We start from the raw sequence: 23,169 nt of genomic DNA on the forward strand, positions 1-23,169 counted from the left end.
ACGCGCACGCGGGCCACCCCGAGGCCGGACGCGGGTACGCCGCCGTGCGACCACGGGCCCGGTCCGAGGCACGCGCACGCATGCCCCGCGGAGACCAGGTCCCCCGGCGCCGGCTGAGCGCGTACGCCCGTCCCATGGCCCGGCGCGGCCCCGCGGCCTGCCTCCGCCCCGCAGCGCCCATCCCCGCGCGCGGGGACCCGCGCGGCTCAGCGTCGCGCCGGTGTCCTCGTCGCGCCCTGTACCGCCAGGACGATCAGGCCCACGCCCAGCCACACCACGCCCACCACCTGCGCCGCCACCGAGGCCTCCACGATGACCGCGATCAGGATCGCGGCGCCGACCACGGGCAGTACGACGTGCTTCAGCCAGTGCGGCGGCCCCTCCGCCCTCCGTACCGCGAACCAGCCCACCACGCTCGCGTGCAGCAGGACGAAGGCCGTCAGGGCGCCCACGTCCACGACCGACACCAGATGGTCGAGGCCGTCGTCCCGACGGGCCGCCCACACCGCCGCGATCATCGTCACCGTCGCCGACACCAGGAGCGCCACCCGCGGCACGCCCCCGTCCGTCCGGGCGAGCACGTGCGGCAGGCGCCGGTCGCGGCCCATCGCGAAGAGGAGACGGCCACCGGCCGCCTGCCCCGCGAGCGCCGCGAAGGCCGCGCCGATCGCCTTCGAGACGGCCACGAGGTCGTGCAGCCAGCCGCCGACCGCGCTCTCGACGGCGTCGTAGAAGGCCGACCCCTGCTTCCCCGGGTCGGCCGCGAGCTCGGCCGACGAGACCGGTTCGAGCAGCGCGACCAGCCAGGTCTGCGCGATGAACAGGACACCCGCGAGGGCCAGGCAGAACAGCAGCGCCCGTGCCACCTTCGCCGAGCCGCCCGTGACCTCCTCCGCGAAGGAGGCGATCGCGTCGAAGCCCAGGTAGGACAGGACGGCCACGGACACCGCGCCGATGACGGCGGCCGTCGAGAACGACCCGTCACCCGTGAGCGGCGACCACCAGTCGCGCCGTGCCCCGTCCTGCGCGAGCACCGCGATCGCGGAGACGACGAAGACGAGCAGCACGACGATCTCCAGCGCGAGCACCGCGAAGCCGACCCGGGCGGCCGCCCGTACGCCCCAGAGGTTGAGCAGGGTCGTCACGACGACGGCGATCCCGGTCCACACCCACCGGTCGACCTCCGGGACCAACGCCTCCATCGCGATGCCGGCGAAGAGATAGGCGACCGCCGGGATCAGCAGGTAGTCGAGCATCGCCATCCAGCCGGCGATGAACCCCGGCCCTTCGCCGAGGCCCTTGCGCGCGTACGTGAAGACGGAGCCGGCCTGCGGCGCGACCCGCACCATCTGCGCGTAGCTGAAGGCCGTGAACGCCATGGCGACCGTGGCCACGACGTACACGAGTGCGACCGCGCCGCCGGACTTCGCGTCGAGGGTGCCGAAGACGCCGACGGGCGCCATGGGGGCGATGAAGAGCAGCCCGTAGACGACCAGGTCCCGGAACCCGAGGTTCCGACGAAGTCCCGTATGTTCCGCGTCTTCCCCGCGCGCCGCCACCTGCGATTCGTCGGCCATGGCCACAGTTTCGGCCACGGCACCGATCAAACCGCTCACCGACGCGGCCTTACGATGGGACGCATGACTGCAACGCCCGCGTCGACGCCCGATTCCGCCTCCGCGACGAACCGCCCGAAGCGTGTCCTGCTCGCCGCTCCCCGCGGCTACTGCGCGGGCGTGGACCGTGCCGTGATCGCGGTGGAGAAGGCCCTGGAGCAGTACGGGGCCCCGATCTACGTCCGGCACGAGATCGTCCACAACAAGTACGTCGTCCAGACCCTGGAGCGGAAGGGCGCCATCTTCGTCGACCAGGCGACCGAGGTGCCGCCGGGCAACATCGTGATGTTCTCCGCGCACGGCGTCGCCCCGACCGTCCACGATGAGGCCCGCCAGGGCCGCCTCGCGACCATCGACGCCACCTGCCCGCTGGTCACCAAGGTCCACAAGGAAGCCGTCCGCTTCGCCAACGAGGACTTCGACATCCTCCTCATCGGCCACGAGGGCCACGAGGAGGTCATCGGCACCTCCGGCGAGGCCCCCGACCACATCCAGCTGGTCGACGGCCCCGGCGACGTCGCCAAGATCGAGGTCCGCGACCCGTCCCGGGTCGTCTGGCTCTCCCAGACCACGCTCTCGGTCGACGAGACGATGGAGACCGTCGACGCGCTGAAGGAGAAGTTCCCGCAGCTGATCTCCCCGCCGTCCGACGACATCTGCTACGCCACGCAGAACCGCCAGATCGCGATCAAGGAGCTGGCCGGCCAGGCCGAGCTCGTCATCGTCGTCGGCTCGAAGAACTCCTCGAACTCGATCCGCATGGTCGAGGTCGCCAAGCAGGCCGGCGTCCCCGCCGCGTACCTGGTCGACTTCGCGAGCGAGATCGACGAGGCCTGGCTGGAGGGCGTCACGAGCGTCGGCCTCTCCTCCGGCGCCTCCGTCCCGGACATCCTCGTGCAGGAGGTCCTGGAATGGCTCTCCGAGCGCGGTTACGCGGACGTGGAGATCGTCAAGACGGCCGACGAGTCCCTCACCTTCTCGCTGCCGAAGGAGCTCCGCAACAAGGACCTGCGGGCCGTGGCCGAGAAGCTCGGCGCGGGCGAGCCCGCCGCGTCCGCCAAGGAGTAACCCGGCACCCCAGCCCGTACCGTGGATTCCATGAACGTCTTCGGAGTGGACATCGGCGGCTCGGGCATCAAGGGCGCCCCCGTGGACCTGGAGCGCGGGGCGCTCACCGAGGAGCGCCACAAGGTACTGACCCCGCACCCCGCCACACCCGACGGTGTGGCGGGGTGCGTCGCGGAGGTCGTGGCGCACTTCGGCTGGACGGGACCGGTGGGGGTGACCTTCCCGGGGGTGGTGACCGGCTCGACCATCCGCACGGCGGCGAACGTCGACACCTCGTGGATCGGCGTGGACGCGGGCACCTTGCTGAGCGACCGTCTGGGCGGCCTCCCGGTGACCGTCCTGAACGACGCCGACGCGGCCGGAATCGCCGAGATGACCTTCGGCGCGGGCCGCGGCCGCAAGGGCACCGTGATCCTGCTGACCCTCGGCACGGGCATCGGCTCGGCCCTCTTCGTCGACGGCCGCCTCGTCCCGAACACGGAGCTGGGCCACCTGGAGCTCAAGGGCCACGACGCGGAGACCAGGGCGTCGACGAAGGCCAAGGAGGACGAGGACCTCAGCTGGGAACACTGGGCGACGCGCCGCGTGCGGAAGTACCTCGCGCACGTGGAGATGCTGTTCTCGCCGGAGCTGTTCATCATCGGCGGCGGGGTGAGCCGGAAGGCGGACAAGTTCCTGCCGCTCATCGAGGGCATCAGGGCGGAGATCGTCCCGGCGGAACTCCAGAACAACGCGGGGATCGTGGGGGCGGGGATGGCGGCGGGGGCGGCGTAGGGGGCTCTGCGCGACGGAGGGCCCCGAGTCCGGCCGCTGCGAGCGGCTCACCCGGGCCCAGGTATCGCACCTGGGCGCCTACGGGGCGGCCCAGGTGTCCACGCGTCTCCGCTCACGTGTCCGTCTCCGCGTACGCGTCCCCGTGGGCACGTACGCGTACGTGCCCACGGGGCGGGGCCGGGGCCTAGGGCCTGTCCGGGGCGACGGGGCGGCGCCGAGGGGTCCGGCCGCCCGATGCGGGCCCCCTCCCACCGGCCCCGGGCGCCTCACCGGCGACGGCGGAGGCACCGGCCGAGGCACCGGCGGCCGGGGCTGCCGCGGCCGCGGTACGCACGAGGTGCTGGCGCCGCCCCATCTCACGCACCTTCCGTACGCTCGCGATGAGCCCGGCGACGAGGGTCCCGCCGTACAGCCAGCCGGCGTGCACGGCGAGGGCGGTCACGACGGCCATGGCCTGGCCCCCGAAGCCGCCCGTGCCGCCCGCGATGGGGACGACGCCGACGGCGAAGGCGATGGGCACGCCGATGGGGGCGGTGACGAGGTCCGCGGCGCGGACCCAGAGCGCGGTCAGGGCGCTGACCGGCAGGAACAGCAGTCCGTAGACGACGGGGGAGCCGTCGAGGAACAGCCGGTCGAGGAAGCCGAGCGTCAGCATGACGGCGGAGGCGAAGAGCCCGGCGCCGAGCCCGGTGAGGCGGGGCTGGGGGAGCCGCCGCAGCGCGAGGACGACGGGCGGCACGGGCCGTCCCGTCGGCTTCCCGGCCGCCGCTCCGGGTGCGCCGGCGCGCTGGACGCGGGGGCCGCCGGGGCCCCGCCGGGTCCGGCCGGTCACGCGGTACACGGTCGCGCCCTCCACGAGCGCGGGGGGCGGGGTGACGGGCGGCGTGACGGGGGTTTGCGGCCGTCGGCGGCCTTGCGGCTGACTTGTCCTGTGCTGCTCCACTCCACCAACGTAGGTCGGAAAGGGGCGGGAACCGGGTCCGGGACACGCCCTTTGGGTGACCTTGCCCCCGAGAACGACCGAAGGTCGGCGTCACTGGCCGGTTCGGCCCGCCCGTAAACTGGGGGATCGGCCCACCATCCACACTTCAGGAAGTCGCCACCGTGTCGCTCACGATCGGAATCGTCGGTCTGCCGAATGTCGGCAAGTCGACCCTGTTCAACGCCCTGACCAAGAACGACGTGCTGGCGGCCAACTACCCGTTCGCCACGATCGAGCCCAACGTCGGCGTCGTCGGTGTCCCCGACGCCCGCCTGACCAAGCTCGCGGAGATCTTCTCCTCGCAGCGGATCCTCCCGGCGACCGTCGACTTCGTCGACATCGCGGGCATCGTGCGCGGCGCGAGCGAGGGCGAGGGCCTCGGCAACAAGTTCCTGGCGAACATCCGCGAGTCGGATGCGATCTGCCAGGTCATCCGCGCCTTCAAGGACGAGAACGTCGTGCACGTCGACGGCAAGGTCTCGCCGAAGGACGACATCGAGACGATCAACACGGAGCTGATCCTCGCGGACCTCCAGACGATCGAGAAGGTCCTGCCGCGCCTCCAGAAGGAGATGCGGATCAAGAAGGACACGGCGCCCAAGGTCGCCGCGGTCGAGGCCGCGCAGGCGATCCTGGAGAGGGGCGACACCCTCTTCTCGCAGGGCATCCTGCAGGGCTCGGAGAAGGCGGAGCTCCTCCACGACCTGCACCTCCTCACCACCAAGCCGTTCCTCTACGTCTTCAACGTGGACGAGGACGAGCTGACGGACGACGCCTTCAAGGCCGAGCAGAGCGCGCTGGTCGCCCCGGCCGAGGCCATCTTCCTGAACGCGAAGCTGGAGCAGGACCTGGCGGAGCTGGACGAGGAGGACGCCATGGAGCTCCTCCAGTCCGTCGGCGCCGAGGAGCCGGGCCTGGCGACCCTCGCCCGCGTGGGCTTCGCGACCCTGGGCCTCCAGACCTACCTGACGGCCGGCCCCAAGGAATCCCGCGCCTGGACGATCAAGCAGGGCGCGACGGCCCCCGAGGCGGCCGGTGTGATCCACACCGACTTCCAGAAGGGCTTCATCAAGGCCGAGGTCATCTCCTTCGCCGACCTCGTGGAAACCGGCTCGGTGGCCGACGCCCGCGCGGCCGGCAAGGCCCGCATGGAGGGCAAGGAGTACGTCATGCAGGACGGCGACGTGGTGGAGTTCCGCTTCAACGTCTGACACACGACAGCCACGCTTCACAAGGGGCCGCCTCCTCCGGGAGCCGGCCCCTTCGGCGTCACCGTGCTGGATGGGTGCCGGGTATTCTGACGCCGGATCAGCCGATGTCAAGCGTCGTAGACGGTGGAGCGGTGTCCGACGTGCACGGCCCACACCACGAGCTCTCCGTTGTCGATCGTGTAGACGACGCGGTAGTCGCCGACCCGTAGGCGACGGCGGTCGGGCTGTGACACGAGTGCGGTGGTGTGGAAACCGAACGGATCGGTCTCCAGCTCGGTCAGCTTGGCCAGGATGCGCAGTGCCATGTCGCGAGGGATCTTCCGAAGTTCGGCCTGCGCCTCGGGGCGGAAGACGGTTACTTCGAGAGGTGGGGCCGCGCTGATCCGAGCCCGGCCCCTCTTCCCCTTGCCGTACGGAATCCCGTCCCGTCTCAGGCGGCCCGGCCCGGTGTCAGCTTGTCCAGGTCGATGCCGATCCCGAACGGGAGCGACCGGTCGAGCGTGTGGCGCGGCGCTTCCGGAAGGCGGTCCAGGTCCTCCGCCAACCAGCCTTCCGCGCGCGGCGGACGCATCCGGCCGGGCAGTCCGGTCACGGAACAACCCTAGCGATTTCCGCCAGTCGCGGGGCCGAGCCGGGCGGTCGGCCCTTCCACCCCACGTATCCTCGACAGCTGGTGAACGGGGGAGACGGATCGCGGAGGTGTACTGGTGGAGTTCCGGCTGCTCGGCTCCGTTGCGCTGGTGACGGAGGACGGGGACGTAGCCCTGGGGCCCGCCAAACGGTCCAGTCTTCTCGTCATGCTGCTGCTGCGGCCCAACAGCGCGGTGAACGTCGGTCAGCTGATCGACGCGCTCTGGGAGGAGGAGCCGCCCACCCACGCCAAGACCGTGCTGCAGGGGCACGTCTCGCGGCTGCGGGCGCTGCTCGCCGAGCACGGGGCGGAGGCGTACGGGGTCGAGCTGGCCACGCAGGGATCGGCGTACGTGCTGCGGATGCCGGAGTCCCTGGTGGACGCGCACCGCTTCGAGGAGCTCGTGGCGCTCGCCGGGGTGCAGCGGCGTCCCGCCGACGCGGTACGGATGCTGCGGGAGGCCTTGTCGTACTGGCAGGGGCCCGCGCTCACCGGGACCGTGCACAGCCGGCCGCTCGAGGCGGCCGCCGGGGGGCTCGAGGAGCTGCGGCTCGCCTCCGTCGAGTCGCTCGCGGAGGCGTACGGAGAGCTCGGCGAACACGCCAGGGCCGCCGCCGTGCTGCGTACCGAGGCCGTCGCGCACCCGCTGCGGGAGTCCCTCGCGGCCGCGCTGATGCTGGCCCTGGGCCGTTCGGGCCGGCAGTCGGACGCGATCGACTGGTACCACCGCACCCGGCGGCTGCTCGCCGAGGAACTGGGCGTCGACCCCGGCGAGACGCTCAGCGAGGCGTACGCGACGCTGCTCCGCTCCGCCGAGCCCGTGACCGTGCCCCGGCCCGCGGCTCCCGTCGTGGTCCCGGCGCCGGAGGGGCTGCCGCGCGCCCCGCGCGGATTCACCGGGCGCGGCGCCGAACTCGCCGCCCTCGACCGGGCGGTACGAGGCGGCGACGGTCCCGTCTGCCTGGTCACCGGGCCCGCCGGCGTCGGCAAGACGGCGTTCGCCGTGCACTGGGCGTACGAGCGCCGCGCCGACTTCCCCGACGGGCGGCTCTTCGCCGACCTGCGCGGCTTCAGCGACACCCCGGCACCCGAGACCGCCGGCGTCCTCCGCGAGTTCCTCCTCGCGCTCGGCGTGCAGCCGCAGCGGATCCCGGAGGCCGTCGAGGCGCGCGGCGCCCTGTTCCGCTCCCTGACCGCCGGCCGCCGGCTGCTCGTCGTCCTCGACAACGCCCGCTCCTCCGAGCAGGTCAGGCCGCTGCTGCCCGGCGGCGACCACTGCACCACCCTGGTCACCAGCCGCGACCGGCTCGGCGGCCTCATCGCCTCCGACGCGGCCCGGCCGGTGCCGCTCGGCCACCTTCCCCCGGCCGCTTCCGCCGCGCTGCTCACCACCGTCCTCGGCGAGACGCGCGTCGCCGCCGAACCCGCCGCCGCCGCACGGCTCGCCGGACTCTGCGACGGCCTGCCGCTCGCCCTGCGCGTGACGGCCGCACGGCTTGCCGAGCGCCCCGGGTGGACGCTCGACGCGATGGTCGGCGAACTCGCCGACGAGCAGAGCCGGCTGATGCTCCTCGACGTCGAGGACAGGGGCGTCTCCGCCGCGCTGCACCTCACCGTGCAGCAGCTGCCCGACTCCGCGGCCCGGCTGTTCCGCGCGATCGGCCTGCACACCGGCTCCGACCTGGACCGGTTCGCGGCCGGCGCGCTCGTCGGCACGTCCCCGGTGCAGGCCTCCGCCGACCTGGACCGGCTGGCGGCCGCCCATCTGCTCACCGAGCCCGTCCCCGGCCGCTGGATGCCGCACGACCTGGTGCGGCTCTACGCCCGCCACCTCGCCGAGGACGCCGACCCCGAGGGCCTGCGCCGCCTCTTCGACCACTACCTGTACACGGGGCTCGCGGCCGACGCGGCGGCCGAGCCGGGCTCCCAGCCCTGCTACTCGCTGCCCGCCGACGCCCGCAGGCCCGCGGCGATCCTCGAGTTCGAGGACCGTACGGCGGCCCTCGACTGGTACGTGGCCGAGCGCGCCGCCCTGGAGGGCGCCGTCACCGCCGCGGCCGCCCTCGGCCTGCACGACCGGGCCTGGCGGCTCGCCCTGGTGCAGTGGCCGCTGATGCTCATGCGGATCGGGGACGGCTGGACGCCGCTCCTGGAGGCCGGACTCGCCTCGGCCGAGCACGTCGGCGACTTCGACGCGCAGTCGCGGACCAGGGCGCTGCTCGGCTGGATCCTGCACGAGGAGGGCCGGGACGCCGAGGCCCTCGTCCATCTGGAGAAGGCGCCCGGCCTGGCCGCCCGGGCCGGCGACATGATCAGCGAGGCGATCGCGTACGTCAACCACGCCGCCGTCCTGGACGCGACGGGGGAGCACGAGCGGGCCGGGCTGCTCATGGTGCACGCCGTCTCGCTCGCCGACCGCACGGGCCATCCGTCCACCCAGGTGCTCACTCTCCATCACCTGGCGGGGCACTGCATGAACGCGGGGGACTACGAGGCGGCGCTCGCGCACACCCTTCGCGCCGGGGAACTCGTCGCACCCGACGCGGTGGTCGTCCAGGCCCAGCTGCAGATCGTCAAGGGCGAGGCGCTGGCCGGCATCGGCCGCGTCGAGGAGGCCGCCGACCAGCTGGAACGCGCGATCGTGGCGGCCGACGCGGCCGGTTTCGCGGAGGGTTCGGCACGGGCGGCGGCGGGGCTCTCGCGTCTGTCAGCGGATCGTTAGCGGTACGCAAGCGGGACGGCAGCGCGGGGCCGGAAGCTGGATACAGCACCGAGGGCATGACGTACTCGGGGCCCTGACGCCGGGGCGGTCGCCCCGGCGCATCCACGCCGACCGCACGTTTCACGGGGGAGAACCACCATGCGTACCCACCACAAGTCCACCGTCCTGGCCGCCGCCGCCATCGCCGCCCTCTCGCTCGGCCTGACGGCCTGCGGCGGCGACACGGACACCGGCGCGAAGGACGCGGGCAGCGCGAGCTCCTCCCCGTCGGAGGCCGGCGCCGCCGACAAGGGGACGGACGCCGCAGCGGGCACCGCCGACCAGACCGCCGCGAAGAGCGGCTCCGGCTCCACCGGTGGTGCGACGGCGAACGGTGGGTCCACGGCGACCGGCGGTTCGACGGCGACCGGCGGCACGTCCGGCGGCAGCGGTACGAAGGGGAGCACGGCGGGGTCCACGACGGGATCCTCGACCGGAGCCAAGACCTCCGCCAAGACGCCCGCCTGTGCCTACGGCGACATCAAGGTCACGGCGGCGAAGGCCGACGAGGTCCCGACCGAGCACATCGTCCTCACCGCCACCAACACCTCCGGCAGCGCCTGCACCCTGCTCGACTACCCGCTGATCGCCTTCGGCCCGATCCAGACCGCCAAGGACGTCCCGGCCGTCGCGAAGAGCAAGCCGGCCGCCCCGGTCGTCCTGAAGCCCGGCGCGCCCGCGTACGCGAACGTGCGCATCGCGCTCGGCGGCACCCACGAGAACACCAAGGTGGTGAAGAGCTTCAACGTGAACCTCTTCGCCGCCGCCGGCCCGGCCGAGGGCAGCATCGTCGTCAAGGCCCCCGCGGGCGGCCTGGCCGTCGACGAGGCCGCCGCGAAGACGGGCTACTGGACGGAGCAGCTCCGCAACGGCGCCGACGAGTTCTGAGCGACTCCGCCCCGGACCTTCGCCCGGCCGTCAGCGACTCCGCCCCGGACCTTCGCCCGGCCGTCAGCGACTCCGCCCCGGACCCCCGCCCGGCCGTCAACGGCTCCGCCCGGACCTCCGCCCCGGCGGCTGTCAGCGGCTCCGCCCCGGACCCCCGCTCCCTGACCCGCAGTGACCCCCCGGCCGTTCCGGGGGGTCACTGCGCCAGGCCGGTCTTCGCTCCCGCCCCGCACAGCGGTACGACGGTGAGACCGGGCCGCGGCGCGGCCGCCCGGACCGCCGCCCAGCAGGCCACGCCGGTGGACTCCACGAAGAGCCCGCGGCCGGCCAACTCCCGCTGGGCGGTGCGGATCTGGTCCTCCGTCACCGTGAGGAACGTGCCGCCCGTCGCCCGTACCGCCCGCAGGATCTGGTGGGCGCGGGGCGGCGCCGGGATCGCGATGCCCTCGGCGAGGGTGGGGCGGGCGGGCACGGCCTCGCCCAGCTCCTCCGCGCCCGCGTGGAACGCCGCGGCCAGCGGGGAGACGGCCTCCGCCTGGACGGCGACGAGCGCGGGGCGGTTGTCCGTGAGCCCGTGGCGGTGCAGCTCGTCGAGCGCGAGGGCGGCGCCGAGGAGCAGGGTGCCGTTGCCGACGGGGACGACGATCGAGTCCGGGAGGCGGCCGCCGAGCTCCTCCCACAGCTCGTAGACGTAGGTCTTGGTGCCGTGCAGGAAGTACGGGTTGTAGACGTGCGAGGCGTAGAAGGTGCCGGGCTCGTCGGCGGCCGCCCGCGCGGCGCGGGCCGTGGCCTCGCGGTCGCCGGGGACCTCGACGACCCGGGCCCCGTGCGCCCGGATCTGCTCCAGTTTCTTGGGCGAGGTGCCCTCGGGGACGTACACGAGACAGTCGAGCCCGGCCCGCGCGCCGTACGCGGCGATCGCCGTGCCCGCGTTCCCGCTGCTGTCGGCGACGACCCGGCGGAGGCCGCCGTTCCGTGCGAGATGGAGGGCGTGGGCGGCGAGCATCACCGCGCCGCGGTCCTTGAAGGACAGGGTCGGCATGAGGAAGTCGAGCTTGGCGGAAACCGATCCCTTCTCCCCTTCCTCCAGGGGGACGAGGGGCGTACGGCCCTCCCCGAGCGTCACCTCCGCCGCGTACGGCATCGGCGGCAACGCCTCCTCGTAACGCCACAACGAATTTCGTCGTGACGCGAGTGACGGGAGTGAAACCGGCCCGCTGTCGAACTCCAGGTCCCAGGGGCCGCGGCACTTCGGACAACACCAGGTGAGGGCGTCCGTGGGCGAGTGAACCCGGCAGCGGCGGCACACGTATGAGGTCATGAAGATCAGCATGTCAGCTGTGTGGCGCGGGTGTTGCGGGCCGTCGAGAGCCCTTGTGAGATTCCTATGGATCAGTCAATCTTTCGCTCGGCAGCCGGATGTCCGAGGCGGCGTGGAGCCATGTCACCTTGTCATGTCCCTGCTAATCCCCCACAGCAACGCACCACCAATGAGGAGGACCCCTCACATGTCAGTGATGCGTGAATCACGGCGTCGAATCGCCACCGCCGCGGCCGTCGCCGTCACCGCCCTCACCCTCGGCACCCTCTCCGCCCTCCCGGCCGCCGCCTCACCGGCCGCCCCGGAGGGCGTCATCGAGAACGCGGGAGCCGAAGGCACGATCGCGGGCAGCTACATCGTCACCCTCGACGAGTCGGCACAGGCGGAGACCGCCAAGGGCCGTGCCGTGGCCACCAGGTTCGGCGCGAAGATCAAGCGGACGTACACCTCGGCGATCAACGGCTACTCCGTCGAGCTCTCCGAGGCGCAGGCGAGGAAGCTCGCGGCGGACCCCGCCGTGACCTCCGTCGTCCAGAACCGCGTCTTCACGGTCGACGGCACGCAGCCGTCCCCGCCGTCCTGGGGCCTGGACCGGATCGACCAGAAGGCCCTTCCGCTGAACCAGAGTTACACCTACCCGGACACCGCGGGCCAGGGCGTCACCGCGTACATCATCGACACCGGCGTACGCATCACCCACAGCGACTTCGGCGGCCGTGCCTCCTACGGCTACGACGCCATCGACAACGACAACACCGCGCAGGACGGCCACGGCCACGGCACCCACGTCGCCGGCACGGTCGCGGGCACGTCGTACGGTGTCGCGAAGAAGGCGAAGATCGTCGGCGTCCGCGTCCTCGACAACTCCGGCTCCGGCACGACCGAGCAGGTCGTCGCGGGCATCGACTGGGTCACGCGGAACGCCGTGAAGCCGGCCGTCGCGAACATGAGCCTCGGCGGCGGCGTCGACACCGTCCTCGACACGGCCGTCCGCAACTCGATCGCCTCCGGCGTCACGTACGCGGTCGCGGCGGGCAACGACAGCTCCAACGCCTCCAACTACTCGCCGGCGCGCGTCGCCGAGGCCATCACCGTCGGCTCCACGACCAACACCGACGCCCGCTCCAGCTTCTCCAACTACGGCACGGTCCTGGACATCTTCGCCCCGGGCTCCTCCATCACCTCGTCCTGGAACTCCAGCGACTCCGCCACCAACACCATCTCCGGTACGTCCATGGCGACCCCGCACGTCGTGGGCGCCGCGGCCGTCTACCTCGCCGGCAACCCGACGGCGACCCCGGCGCAGGTCTCCGCGGCCCTGACGACCGCCGCCACCCCGAACGTCGTCACCAACCCGGGCTCCGGCTCCCCGAACCGGCTGCTCTACGTCGGTGGCGGCACCACCACCCCGCCCACCGGCCCGAAGTTCGAGAACACCGCCGACTTCGCCATCGCCGACAACTCGACCGTCGAGTCCCCGGTCACCGTCAGCGGCGTCACCGGCAACGCCCCGGCCGCCCTCCAGGTACCGGTGAACATCGTCCACACCTACATCGGTGACCTTCAGGTCCAGCTGATCGCCCCCGACGGCTCGGCCTACACGCTGAAGGCCTTCGGCACCGGCGGCAGCTCGGACAACATCAACACCACGTACACCGTGAACGCCTCCTCGGAGGTCGCCAACGGCACGTGGAAGCTCCGGGTCACGGACAACGCGTCCATCGACACCGGCAAGATCGACTCCTGGGGCCTGCAGTTCTGACCGTGGTCCCGACGGATCGCGAGCGGTACGGATCGTGAACGGCTCGGATCGTGAGTGGTGAGGGGCGGTCGCCTGACGGCGGCCGCCCCTTCCGCCATTCGTCCTCGTCCGTCCAGGCGTCCAGGGATTCGTCCTCCTCGTCCGCGAGGAAGCCGAGGAGCGGCCAGAGGCCGGCGGCCGGTGGTCGCGGTCGCGTGTGCCCATCGGGTGGTGAGGCGGTTGACGGCTCGTACCGTCGCTGCCGGGATCGTCGGAGTTGTCCCCCGCGTGTCGCCCCCTCCACCCGGCCGCGTACGATGCGCGACCGATCATTTGTTCGCGCCGTTCGCCCCGAACAGGAGCACCGTACCCGTGGAGCCGACTCCGCCGACCCCACCGCCGCCGTCCCCTCAGGGAGGCCCGCAGCAGGGGGGTTGGCCCGCGCCGGGGCCGTACACCTCGCCGGGGATGCCGTACACCGCCGGTCCGTACGCAGGGACGCCCGGCGGACCCGGCGGACCCGGCATGCCCGGCGTCGGTCCGTACGGGCAGCCGCCCCGGCGGACCACCAACGGGCTCGCCATCGGTTCCCTCGTCTCCGGCATCGTCTGCTGTCTGCCGCCCCTCGGCCTGGTGCTCGGTCTCATCGCCCTTCCGCAGATCAGGAAGCGGGACCAGACGGGCAAGGGGCTCGCCGTCACGGGCATCGTCCTCTCCGTCCTCAGCTGTCTGCTGCTGGTGATCGGCATCGCCACGGGCGGCATCAGCACGTTCTGGGGCGGCGTCAAGGAGGGCGTGGACGAGGCGGCCCGTTCGAAGTCGCCGTTCTCGCTGCGGACCGGCCAGTGCTTCACCCCCGACGGCAAGCTGGAGGAGTACGCGACGGACGTCACGGTCGTCGACTGCGAACGCCCGCACATCGGCGAGGTCACCGGCGGCTTCAAGGTGACCGGCTTCGACAAGTGGCCCGGCGAGGACGCGATCGACAGGATCGCGGAGAAGCGCTGCGAGACGATCAACGGCGGGTACGCGCTGGACACCTGGGCCGTCCCCGCGGACGTCTGGTTGTACTACTACCTCCCCAGCAGCCAGAGTTGGCGTCTCGGCGACCGCACGGTGACCTGCGCGTTCGCCGGCGAGAAGAAGCCGTTCAAGGGCTCCGTGCGTTCCGACGCGAGCCGGCTCACCGACGACCAGGAGTCCTTCCTGAAGACCGTCAACCCGATCGAGACGGTGACGTACCGGGAGCCGGAGGAGGACCCGGAGGAGGACTTCACCGCCAACAAGGTGTGGGCCACGGAGCTCCTGGGCGCGCTCAACACGGCGTACGCGGGACTGGGGCAGCGCACCTGGCCCGCCGAGTCCGCCCCGCCCGTCGCGGCGCTCCGCAAGGAGCTCGCAGCGGCGTCGAAGCAGTGGCTCAAGCTGGCGACGGCGACTGACGCGGACGCCTACTGGGAGGCGTACGACCCGGCGTGGGAAGCCCTGCCCGAGGACCTGGGCGCGGACGCGCGCACCGCGCTCGACCTGACCGGCACACCGCCGGCGGGCGCTGCGGGCGAGGGCGCGTCCGCCTGATTCCGTACGGGAAACGGGGCCGGGTCTCCCTCGGGAGGCCCGGCCCCGTCGTATGCGGACCGGGCGGTGGTCCGGGGAGCGGCGGCCCGTGACCGACCGCCGCCGCCGGTCCACCGCGAGCGGCGGGGCCGGTCCGCGGTTCGGGGGCCCCGGCCACCGCCGGACGGCGGCCGGGGCGGGGGTGTCAGCGCCGGGTCAGGCCCCGGTCGATGGCGGTGATCAGCTCACCGTCCGCGGTGTCCCCGTCGAGGGACCAGATCATCGCGCCGCCGAGCCCGTTCTGCCGGACGTAGGACGCCTTGGTGCGCAGCACGGCCGGGTCGTCGTACGTCCACAGGTTGGTGCCGTCGAAGAGCCAGGCGTGGCCGTTGCGGTAGCCGCGGTGCAGCTTGTACGTCCCCGAATCCGCCAGCTTCTTCAGGTACTTGTAGTCCTCGGAGCCCGCCACCCAGGTCGCGGGGGCGGGGCCGGTCGCCGGCTGCCCGAGGCCGTCGCCGCCGCCGGTGACGCCCGTCCAGCCCTGGCCGTAGAACGGCATGCCGACCACGAGCTTGTGGGCGGGGGCGCCGCGCCGCAGCCAGGCCTTGACGGTCTGGTCGACGCTGAAGTCGTTCTTGGCGAAGAGCGCGGACTGCTGGGCGGTGGTCTTCTCGCCGGAGACGTGGAAGTCGTAGCCCTGGAGGTTCACGAAGTCGAAGTCCCGCATGATCTTGGAGACTTCGAAGCCCGCGTCGATCTTGGCGGGCGCGGTGGGCACGTACGCGCTGAGCTCGTAGTGCTTGCGCTGCGCCCTCGGCAGCGAGCGGCCGTAGGCGTCGAGCTGGGTACGGAACTCCCGAACCAGCTTGGTGAAGTTGGGCTTGTCCTCGGGGCGGATCACGTTCCCGGGGGCGCCGTCCGAGCCGGGCCACTCCCAGTCGAGGTCGACGCCGTCGAAGATCCCGGCGGCGGCTCCGGCGCCGCCGCGGGCGCCGTCGACGGGCAGGTTGCCCTTGATGTACGTGTCGATGCAGGAGGCGACGAGGGTCTTGCGGCCGGCGTCGGTGCGCACCGCGTCGGAGAAGTGCGCGGAGCCGGTCCAGCCGCCCAGCGAGATCATGACCTTGAGGCCGGGGTTCTCGGCCTTCAGCTCGCGCAACTCGTTGAAGTTCCCGGCCAGCCGCTGGTCGGCGGTGTCGCCGACGCCGTCCACCGAGGTGGCGGCGTCGACCGGGCGCACGTAGTCGGCCCACGGGTCGGAGCCGGGTGCGTTGCCCATGAGGCACTTGCCGTCCGAACCGATCACGCCGAAGGCGTAGTTGATGTGGCTGAGCTTGGCGGCGGTGCCGCTGGTCTCCAGGTCCTTGACCTGGAAGTTCCTTCCGTAGATGCCCCATTGGGTGAAGTAGCCGATCCGCTTCAGCTCGGGCTTGTGCCCGGACGGCTGGTGCGCGTCGGCGGTGGGGGCCAGGGTGGCGAGGAGACCGAGAGTGGCCGCGGCGGCCGCACCGAAGGTCAGCTTGGTCATGGCTCTGGGACGCATGGGCTCGTTCCTGTGCGAGGCGGGATGGCGCGTGCGGTGGAGCGTGCGGATGGCGCGCACGGTGGAGCGTGCGTGCGGTGGAGCGTGCTGGGCAGGAACGTATTGGTCTGTACCAATGCGGGTCAAGAGGGCCGACGTCGCCTACTCGGGGTGACCGTGGGTAGCAAGAGGTGTGATCTCGGAGTCATCACTTCGAGTGAAACTTTGGCCCATGCTTGCGGATCGCGACCGACGGTTGTCAGTCTGTAGCTGTAAGTCAACCTGAGGGGAGTGTCCAGTGACGTTCGGTGAGCAGCCCGCCTATCTGCGCGTGGCGAGCGATCTGCGGCAGAAGATCGCGAACGGCTCGCTTCCGCCGCATACCCGTCTCCCCTCGCAGGCACGCATCCGCGAGGAGTACGGGGTGTCGGACACCGTCGCGCTGGAGGCCCGCAAGGTACTCATGGCCGAGGGACTGGTGGAAGGGCGCTCCGGCTCGGGCACCTACGTCCGGGAGCGCCCGGTGCCGCGCAGGATCGCCCGCTCCGGCTACCGCCCCGCGTCGGGCGCCAGTCCCTTCCGGCAGGAGCAGGCGGCCGAGGGGGCCCGGGGCACCTGGGAGTCGAACAGCGAGCAGGAGCCGGCGAGCGGCGAGGTCGCCGAGCGGCTCGGCATCGAGCCGGGGGAGCGCGTGATGCGCACGCGGTACGTGTACCGGGACGGCGGCGAGCCCATGATGGTCGCCACCTCCTGGGAGCCGCTCGCCGTCACGGGCCGGACGCCGGTCATGCTGCCCGAGGAGGGCCCCCTGGGCGGTTGCGGTGTCGTCGAGCGGATGGCGGCCATCGACGTGGTCGTGGACAACGTGGTGGAGGAGGTCGGCGCCCGGCCGGGCCTCGCCGAGGAACTCCTGGCGCTCGGTGGGGTGCCGGGTCATGTCGTGATGGTCGTGGAGCGCACGTACTACGCCTCGGGCCGGGCCGTCGAGACCGCGGACGTCGTGGTCCCGGCCGACCGCTACCGCCTCTCGTACCACCTGCCGGTGCGGTGACCGTTGAGCGGACCCCGACGTCCGGGCGGCGTGACCGCGAGTTAACGGGGCGTCAACTCGCGTAACCCCGGCGCAACCGCGTGCCGCCGCCGTCCGTCACGACCGGCTCCTACCTTCCTCGTCCGTACCCGCGAACCGGTCGGACGACAGGAACCCTCATGACGGATACGGTCACCACCCCCGCCCCGGAGCCGGGAGGGAGTACCTCCCAGGCCCTTGAGGAGCTGGAGGAGGTCGCGCCACCACCCGGCGGTCCCCGTCGCAGCTACGCCAAGCTGGCCGCCGACGAGAGCCGCGAGGACTACTCGCTGCGCTACGCCCCGCACTCGTTCCGGCGCTGGTCGCCCGGGACCGTGGCGGGGACGGCCCTCGGCGGCATCGCCTATCTCGCCGACTTCGCGATCGGCGCCTCGATCGTCTTCACCTACGGCTTCGGCAGCGGGCTCGCCTCGATCCTCACCGCCGCCACGCTCATCTTCCTCACCGGCATCCCCATCGCCCGGGCCTGCGCCACGTACGGCCTGGACATGGACCTCATCACCCGCGGCGCCGGCTTCGGCTACTTCGGCTCGACGCTCACCTCGCTCATCTACGCCTCCTTCACCTTCATCTTCTTCGCCCTCGAAGGCTCGATCATGGCCCAGGCCATGCATCAGGCCATCGGTCTGCCGGTCGAGATCGGCTACCTGATCACCACCCTCATCGTCATCCCGATCGTCTTCCGCGGCATGGGCGCCCTGGCCAAGGTGCAGGCCTGGACCCAGCCGGTCTGGATCATCGGCATGGTGCTGCCCTTCGTCGTCCTGGCCTTCGAAGCCCCCGACGCCTGGGGCGCCTTCGCCTCCTTCGGCGGTACGGAGGGAGCCGGCGCCGGCTTCTCGTGGATCGGCTTCGGCCTGGGAACGGGCGTCGCGCTCTCCCTGATCGCCCAGATCGGCGAACAGGCCGACTATCTGCGCTTCATGCCGGCCAGGACGCCGGCCACCAAGCGCCGCTGGAACGTCGCCGTGCTCGCCGCCGGTCCCGGCTGGGTCGTCATCGGCGCGGCCAAGCAGCTCGGCGGCGCCTTCCTCGCGTTCGTCGCCCTGGAGGCCGTCGGCAAGACCCACGCCCTGGAGCCGATCGCCCCTCAGATCGAGGCGCTCAAGCCCTGGCTCGGAACGTTCGCCCTGCCCGCCGCCGCGCTCTTCGTGATCGTCTCCCAGGTCAAGATCAACGTCACCAACGCCTACAGCGGCTCGCTGTCCTGGTCGAACTTCTTCTCCCGAATCACCCACCGGCACCCGGGCCGCGTCTGGTACATCTTCCTCAACCTCGCCATCGCGCTGACGCTGATGGAGATGAACATGTTCGCGGCCCTGAACAAGCTGCTCGGGTTCTACTCCAACGTCGGCATCGCCTGGATCACGGCCGTCGCCGCCGACCTCGTCATCAACAAGCGGGCCGGCTGGAGCCCCCCGTACATCGAGTTCAAGCGCGCCTATCTGTATGCCGTGAACCCGGCCGGCTTCGGTGCCATGGTCATCGCCTCCGTCGTCTCGATCCTCGCCTTCTTCGGTGCCTTCGGTACCTACGCCCAGGCCTTCTCCACCTTCATCGCGGCCGGTCTCGCCCTCGTCCTCTGCCCGCTGATCGCCTGGGCCACCAAGGGCCGCTACTACCTGGCCCGCCCCAACACGGTGAACGGTCCGGCCGCCGGTGTCGTCGACGAGCGGGCGACCCACACCTGCGCGGAGTGCGAGACCGCCTACGAACTCCCCGACATCGCCGACTGCCCGGTGCGGTCCGGCCCGGTCTGCTCCCTCTGCTGCTCGCTCGACGCCACGTGCGGCGACGTCTGCCGCAAGGACCCCGAGGGCGCCGGCGGTCCCGTCCTGATGCCCATGCCGACCGTGCCTGTGCCCACCCTGCCCGGAGCGGCCCCCGGGGCGTGACTTCGGCCTCCCTCCGTCGGTTCCCGGCCGATCCGTATCTCTTTGTGTAATTCCGTATCCGCTGTGTGAAGGTCAGGCGTAAGCTCCGGCATATGCGGATTGCGGTTTCATGGAGATCCTCAACGGCGCCCGGACCGGCGGAGGGAGAAGCCTGATGACCGAGAGCGGCCCTGTCCTCGCCTGGCTCGTCATTCGGCAGGACGACAACGGCAACCGCTACCGGGTGGGGCGGTATGCGACCGAGGACGAAGCGCAGAAGATCGCGGACAGCCTCGACGACCGCGGCCACAAGCAGCTCTACTGGGTCGAGCGCATCGGCACCCCCGCGCTCTGAGCCCGACGGACGCCGGCCGGGCCGGGCTACGCTCGCGCCCATGACCGAACGCACCACCGACCCCGCCGCGCCCCACGAACCCGTCGTGGTCGTCGTCGCGGGCGCCCTGTACGACCGGGGGCGGCTGCTCGCCGCACGACGCAGCGCCCCCGTCGAGCTCGCCGGCCGCTGGGAACTGCCCGGCGGCAAGCTCGAACCGGGCGAGAGTCCCGAAGAGGCCCTCGTCCGCGAGCTGCGCGAAGAGCTCGGTGTCGAGGTCGAGCCGGGCGAGCGGATCCCCGGCGAGTGGCCGCTGAAGCCCGGATACGTCCTCCGGGTCTGGACCGCCCGGCTGCTCTCGGGCGAACCGCGCCCGCTGGAGGACCACGACGCTCTGCGCTGGCTCACCCGGTCCGAGCTCGACTCGGTCGACTGGCTCGACCAGGACCGCCCCGCCGTCGCCGAGGCCGCCCGAAGGCTCCCGGCGGCGCCCGACACCGGAGCGCGCGGCTGACTTTCTACGCCGTTCGTGCCACCGTGCGCCCGCTGCTGCGCCCAGCGCGATATCCCGCCCCATATTCCGGGTATGTCCTGATTGACCCGTTGAAAGAGGACGTGGGCCTTCCTGCTGACGCACGGCTGGGGAAGTGATCGGGTGTGATCGACACCGACGGCGACCGCGCCGAGTGGAACTTCCCTGCGGAGGCGAACGCCGTGCGCACGGCCCGCCACGCCGTGCGCGAGACGCTGCGTGCCTGGGACCTCGACTCGGCCCTCGGTGATGTGACCGTCCTGCTGGTCAGCGAGCTGGTGACCAACTCCCTGCGGTACGCGTCCGGACCGATCGGGGTCCGGCTCGTCCGCCCCCGACTCGACGGCAGTGACCCCGCCCACCAGCCCGCGCTGCTCGTGGAGGTTTCCGATCCGCTTCCGGATCCCCCCACCGCACGTGCCCCCGGACCCGAGGACGAAGGGGGCCGCGGACTCGGTCTGGTGGCCTGTTCCGCCCGCCGTTGGGGCACTCGTAAAGGAAGGACCGGCAAAACCGTATGGTTCGAGCTGGCTCTCCCTGGTGAGTAAACAGAGTGGGACAACGATCACCGGTACTCGGCGCGAAGCGAACGAGACCACCCTGTGATCGTGAACGTCGTGCCGTCGGGGCCTGCCGTATTGAATACTGCGGGCATGGCCGGTCCGGTGCGGTGAGCTGGAGGGGACGGTCGCGTGAGCGAGATACCTGAGAAGGCGAGTGGCGGCGTCGTGTGGCAGAGCAGCCCGCCCGGCTCCATCTATGACTACATCCGGGTGGCGTCCTTCTCCATCGGGCCCGACGGACTCGTCGAGCAGTGGAGCCGACGGGCCGTGGACCTCTTCGGGGTCACGGCGGAGGAGGCCAGGGGCAAGGACCCCGTCGAGGCCTTCATGCCCGCCGACCTGCGCGAGCGCGGTCACCGGCGCGTCCGGGAGATCCTCGACGGCAAGGAGTGGACAGGCCTCGTCCCCTTCCGGATTCCCGGCGAGGACCGGCCCCACGGCATCGCCGAGATGTACGTCATGCCGAGCGAGACCCAGACCGGGGAGCGAGCCGCGCTCTGCATCGTCGTCGACGTCCGCGCCCTGCGCCGCATCGAGACGGACCTCGCCGCTTCCCAGGCGATATTCGGCCAATCCCCCTTCGGCTTTCTCCTCTTCGGCACCGACCTCACCGTGAAGCGGGCCAACCGGCGCTTCGCCACCGTCTTCGGCGGCTCCGCCGACGACCACCGAGGCCGCACCGTCCACGACTACCTCAACCTGCCCGAGGCCGACCGGATGACCGCGGCCCTCCGCAGCGTCCTGGAGACCGGGGAGTCCGTCACCGACTTCGAGATCGTCGGCGCCGCACCCGGCTCCCGGGACCGCCGCCACTGGTCCATCAACCTCTACCGCGTGCACAGCGGATCCGGCCACCCGATCGGCGTCGCCGGCCTCGGCATCGACGTGACCCGCCGCCACAACGCCGCCAGGGAAGCCGCCAGCGCCCGCCGCAACCTCGCCCTCCTCAACGAGGCAGGCGCCCGCATCGGCAACTCCCTCGACCTGGAGGCCACCGCCCGCGAGCTGCTCGACGTCGCCGTCCCCGGCTTCTGCGACCTCGCCTCCGTCGACCTCTACCAGGGCCTGCTCACCGGCGACGAGGCACCGCCCGGCCGCTGGGGCAGCTCCCACGACGTCGGCTACGGGGCCGGCAGCGCCGAACTCCGCAGGGTCGCCTTCGCCAGCGCCGTCTCCGACACCCCCCTGAGAACCGACGAGAGCCACGGACCGGGCAGCGGCTGTTGCGGACCCGAACCGATCGAGGTCGGCGCCGTCCACCGCTACCCCTTCAACTCGCCCTGCGCCGGGGCCCTGCGCACCGGCCGCCTCCGCACCGTGCCCGGCGCCGACGGCGAACTCGTCCAGACCACCCTGGTCGTCCCGATGGTCGCCCACGACACCGTCGTCGGACTCGTCCAGTTCTCCCGCACCAAGGGCAGCGAGTCCTTCGGGGAGCGCGACCGCGCCCTCGCCGTCGAACTCGCCGCCCGCGCCGCCGTCTGCATCGACAACGCCCGCCTCTACCGTCGCGAGCACGAGCGGGCGCTGATCCTCCAGCGCAGCCTGCTCCCGCCCGGCGACCCCGAGGCGGCCGGCCTCGACATCGCCTGCCGCTACCTCCCCGGCACCGCCGCCACCGAGGTCGGCGGCGACTGGTTCGACGTCATCGAACTCCCCGGCCACCGCACCGCCCTCGTCATCGGGGACGTCATGGGCCGGGGCCTGCGCGCCGCCGTCGCCATGGGCGAACTCCGCACCGCCGTCCGCACCCTCGCCCAGCTCGACCTGGAACCGGCCGAAGTCCTCTCCCACCTCGACGAGATCGCCCGCGGCCTCGGCGCCCCCATCGGCGCCCAGCAGTCCCGCGGCCACAAGTCCCGCGGCCCCGAACTCTCCGAGGTCTACCTCGCGACCTGCGTCTACGCCGTCTACGACCCGGTCACCCGCCGCTGCACCTTCGCCAACGCCGGACACCTCCCGCCGGTGCTCGTCGAACCCGGTGAAGAGGCCCTGCTGCTCGACGTACCCCCGGGGATGCCGCTCGGGGTCGGCGGCGAACCCTTCGAGGAGGTCGAGGTCGAACTCCCCGAGGGCGCCCTCCTCGCCCTCTACACCGACGGGCTCGTCGAATCCCGCGACCATCCCCTCGACGAGGGCCTGAGCGCCTTCCGACGCGCCCTCACCGACCCCGCCCGGCCCCTGGAGGACGTCTGCGACCGGGTCCTGACCAGCCTGGAGACCGGACACGGCGAGGATGACATCGCCCTCCTCATGGCCAGGATCCAGGGACTGCCCAGCGAGGCCGTCGGCGACTGGCGGCTGCCCAGGGAGCCCCGCTCGGTCGGTCGGGCCCGTGAACTCGCCCGCACCCAGCTCAAGGCCTGGGACCTCGAACCGCTCGTCGACACCGTCGAACTCCTCGTCAGCGAGCTCGTCACCAACGCGCTGCGCTACGGCGAGGGCGAGATCCGGCTGCGGCTGCTCCGCGACCGCACCCTCGTCTGCGAGGTCTGGGACGCCGGCCTGGTGCAGCCCCGGCGCCGGCGCGCCAAGGACACCGACGAGGGCGGCCGGGGCCTCCAGCTGGTCGGGCTGCTCAGCTCCTCCTGGGGCTCGCGCCGTACCCCGCGCGGCAAGACCGTCTGGTTCGAACTGGCCCTGCCGGACGGCGAGGGCGCGGCGGAACCCACGGTGGAACAGCTCCTCAGCATGTTCTGACGGA

The 23,169-nt window shown here is 72.1% G+C and carries 18 protein-coding genes and 1 pseudogene; 13 read left to right on the top strand and 6 right to left on the bottom strand.

Annotation, left to right across the window (positions count from 1 at the left end):
- Positions 1-206: 206 nt before the first annotated feature.
- Positions 207-1,577 (bottom strand): APC family permease, encoded by a 1,371-nt coding sequence (locus E0F75_RS10885; protein WP_187622315.1) that lies wholly within the window; start codon positions 1,575-1,577, stop codon positions 207-209.
- A 54-nt stretch (positions 1,578-1,631) separates the two neighbouring features.
- Here E0F75_RS10885 and E0F75_RS10890 point away from each other — a divergent pair, with 54 nt between their 5' ends.
- Entirely contained in the window at positions 1,632-2,684 is a 1,053-nt protein-coding gene (locus tag E0F75_RS10890) for a 4-hydroxy-3-methylbut-2-enyl diphosphate reductase (protein ID WP_374115387.1), read from the top strand.
- A gap of 30 nt (positions 2,685-2,714) precedes the next feature.
- On the top strand, positions 2,715-3,458 hold the full coding sequence (ppgK, locus tag E0F75_RS10895) for a polyphosphate--glucose phosphotransferase (protein WP_187622317.1): 744 nt from the start codon (positions 2,715-2,717) through the stop codon (positions 3,456-3,458).
- A gap of 184 nt (positions 3,459-3,642) precedes the next feature.
- Here ppgK and E0F75_RS10900 read toward each other — a convergent pair whose 3' ends face one another.
- A complete protein-coding gene (locus E0F75_RS10900; protein WP_187622318.1) occupies positions 3,643-4,299 on the bottom strand; it encodes a DUF6542 domain-containing protein in 657 nt (218 codons plus the stop codon).
- A 263-nt stretch (positions 4,300-4,562) separates the two neighbouring features.
- Here E0F75_RS10900 and ychF point away from each other — a divergent pair, with 263 nt between their 5' ends.
- A complete protein-coding gene (gene ychF / locus E0F75_RS10905; protein WP_187622319.1) occupies positions 4,563-5,651 on the top strand; it encodes a redox-regulated ATPase YchF in 1,089 nt (362 codons plus the stop codon).
- 107 nt (positions 5,652-5,758) lie between these two features.
- Here the strand turns inward: ychF and E0F75_RS10910 are convergent, their stop codons facing one another.
- A complete protein-coding gene (locus E0F75_RS10910) occupies positions 5,759-6,034 on the bottom strand; it encodes a type II toxin-antitoxin system RelE/ParE family toxin (protein WP_187622565.1) in 276 nt (91 codons plus the stop codon).
- Between the two features lie 95 nt (positions 6,035-6,129).
- A pseudogene (locus E0F75_RS10915) lies at positions 6,130-6,243 on the bottom strand (Uma2 family endonuclease); the annotation flags it as partial.
- Between the two features lie 115 nt (positions 6,244-6,358).
- Here E0F75_RS10915 and E0F75_RS10920 point away from each other — a divergent pair.
- Together E0F75_RS10920 and E0F75_RS10925 are read left to right on the top strand one after the other, a co-directional pair.
- The gene (locus E0F75_RS10920) at positions 6,359-9,004 is read left to right on the top strand and encodes a BTAD domain-containing putative transcriptional regulator (protein ID WP_187622320.1); all 2,646 of its coding nucleotides are present in this window, start codon (positions 6,359-6,361) and stop codon (positions 9,002-9,004) included.
- Positions 9,005-9,142: 138 nt separating this feature from the next.
- Positions 9,143-9,931: a DUF4232 domain-containing protein gene (locus tag E0F75_RS10925; RefSeq protein ID WP_187622321.1), complete on the top strand. Its 789-nt coding sequence runs from the start codon at positions 9,143-9,145 to the stop codon at positions 9,929-9,931.
- 196 nt (positions 9,932-10,127) lie between these two features.
- Here E0F75_RS10925 and E0F75_RS10930 read toward each other — a convergent pair whose 3' ends face one another.
- A complete protein-coding gene (locus E0F75_RS10930; protein ID WP_187622322.1) occupies positions 10,128-11,264 on the bottom strand; it encodes a threonine synthase in 1,137 nt (378 codons plus the stop codon).
- 175 nt (positions 11,265-11,439) lie between these two features.
- Between E0F75_RS10930 and E0F75_RS10935 the strand changes: the two genes are divergently transcribed.
- Both E0F75_RS10935 and E0F75_RS10940 read left to right on the top strand, forming a co-directional pair.
- Complete coding sequence (locus tag E0F75_RS10935; RefSeq protein ID WP_187622323.1) at positions 11,440-13,014, top strand: S8 family peptidase; 1,575 nt, start codon at positions 11,440-11,442, stop codon at positions 13,012-13,014.
- A gap of 447 nt (positions 13,015-13,461) precedes the next feature.
- A complete protein-coding gene (locus tag E0F75_RS10940; RefSeq protein ID WP_187622324.1) occupies positions 13,462-14,571 on the top strand; it encodes a DUF4190 domain-containing protein in 1,110 nt (369 codons plus the stop codon).
- A gap of 184 nt (positions 14,572-14,755) precedes the next feature.
- Here the strand turns inward: E0F75_RS10940 and E0F75_RS10945 are convergent, their stop codons facing one another.
- Positions 14,756-16,093, bottom strand: a complete 1,338-nt coding sequence (locus E0F75_RS10945) for a glycoside hydrolase family 18 protein (RefSeq protein ID WP_187622325.1) — start codon at positions 16,091-16,093, stop codon at positions 14,756-14,758.
- Between the two features lie 277 nt (positions 16,094-16,370).
- Here E0F75_RS10945 and E0F75_RS10950 point away from each other — a divergent pair, with 277 nt between their 5' ends.
- The 6 genes from E0F75_RS10950 (at position 16,371) to E0F75_RS10975 (ending at position 23,165) form a co-directional block, all read left to right on the top strand.
- Positions 16,371-17,123, top strand: coding sequence for a GntR family transcriptional regulator (locus E0F75_RS10950; RefSeq protein ID WP_187622326.1), 753 nt, complete (start codon positions 16,371-16,373; stop codon positions 17,121-17,123).
- Positions 17,124-17,281: 158 nt separating this feature from the next.
- Positions 17,282-19,057 carry a cytosine permease gene (locus tag E0F75_RS10955; protein ID WP_229312637.1) on the top strand — a complete coding sequence of 592 codons (1,776 nt, stop codon included), beginning with the start codon at positions 17,282-17,284 and terminating at the stop codon, positions 19,055-19,057.
- Between the two features lie 154 nt (positions 19,058-19,211).
- Positions 19,212-19,391, top strand: a complete 180-nt coding sequence (locus E0F75_RS10960; RefSeq protein ID WP_030320624.1) for an SPOR domain-containing protein — start codon at positions 19,212-19,214, stop codon at positions 19,389-19,391.
- Positions 19,392-19,431: 40 nt separating this feature from the next.
- On the top strand, positions 19,432-19,884 hold the full coding sequence (locus E0F75_RS10965) for a (deoxy)nucleoside triphosphate pyrophosphohydrolase (RefSeq protein WP_187622327.1): 453 nt from the start codon (positions 19,432-19,434) through the stop codon (positions 19,882-19,884).
- A gap of 143 nt (positions 19,885-20,027) precedes the next feature.
- Positions 20,028-20,450: an ATP-binding protein gene (locus E0F75_RS10970; protein WP_187622328.1), complete on the top strand. Its 423-nt coding sequence runs from the start codon at positions 20,028-20,030 to the stop codon at positions 20,448-20,450.
- A 144-nt stretch (positions 20,451-20,594) separates the two neighbouring features.
- Complete coding sequence (locus E0F75_RS10975; RefSeq protein ID WP_187622329.1) at positions 20,595-23,165, top strand: SpoIIE family protein phosphatase; 2,571 nt, start codon at positions 20,595-20,597, stop codon at positions 23,163-23,165.
- Positions 23,166-23,169 lie beyond the last annotated feature (4 nt).

This window comes from Streptomyces sp. CB02980, from assembly GCF_014451325.2.
In the GTDB taxonomy this organism is placed as follows: domain Bacteria; phylum Actinomycetota; class Actinomycetes; order Streptomycetales; family Streptomycetaceae; genus Streptomyces.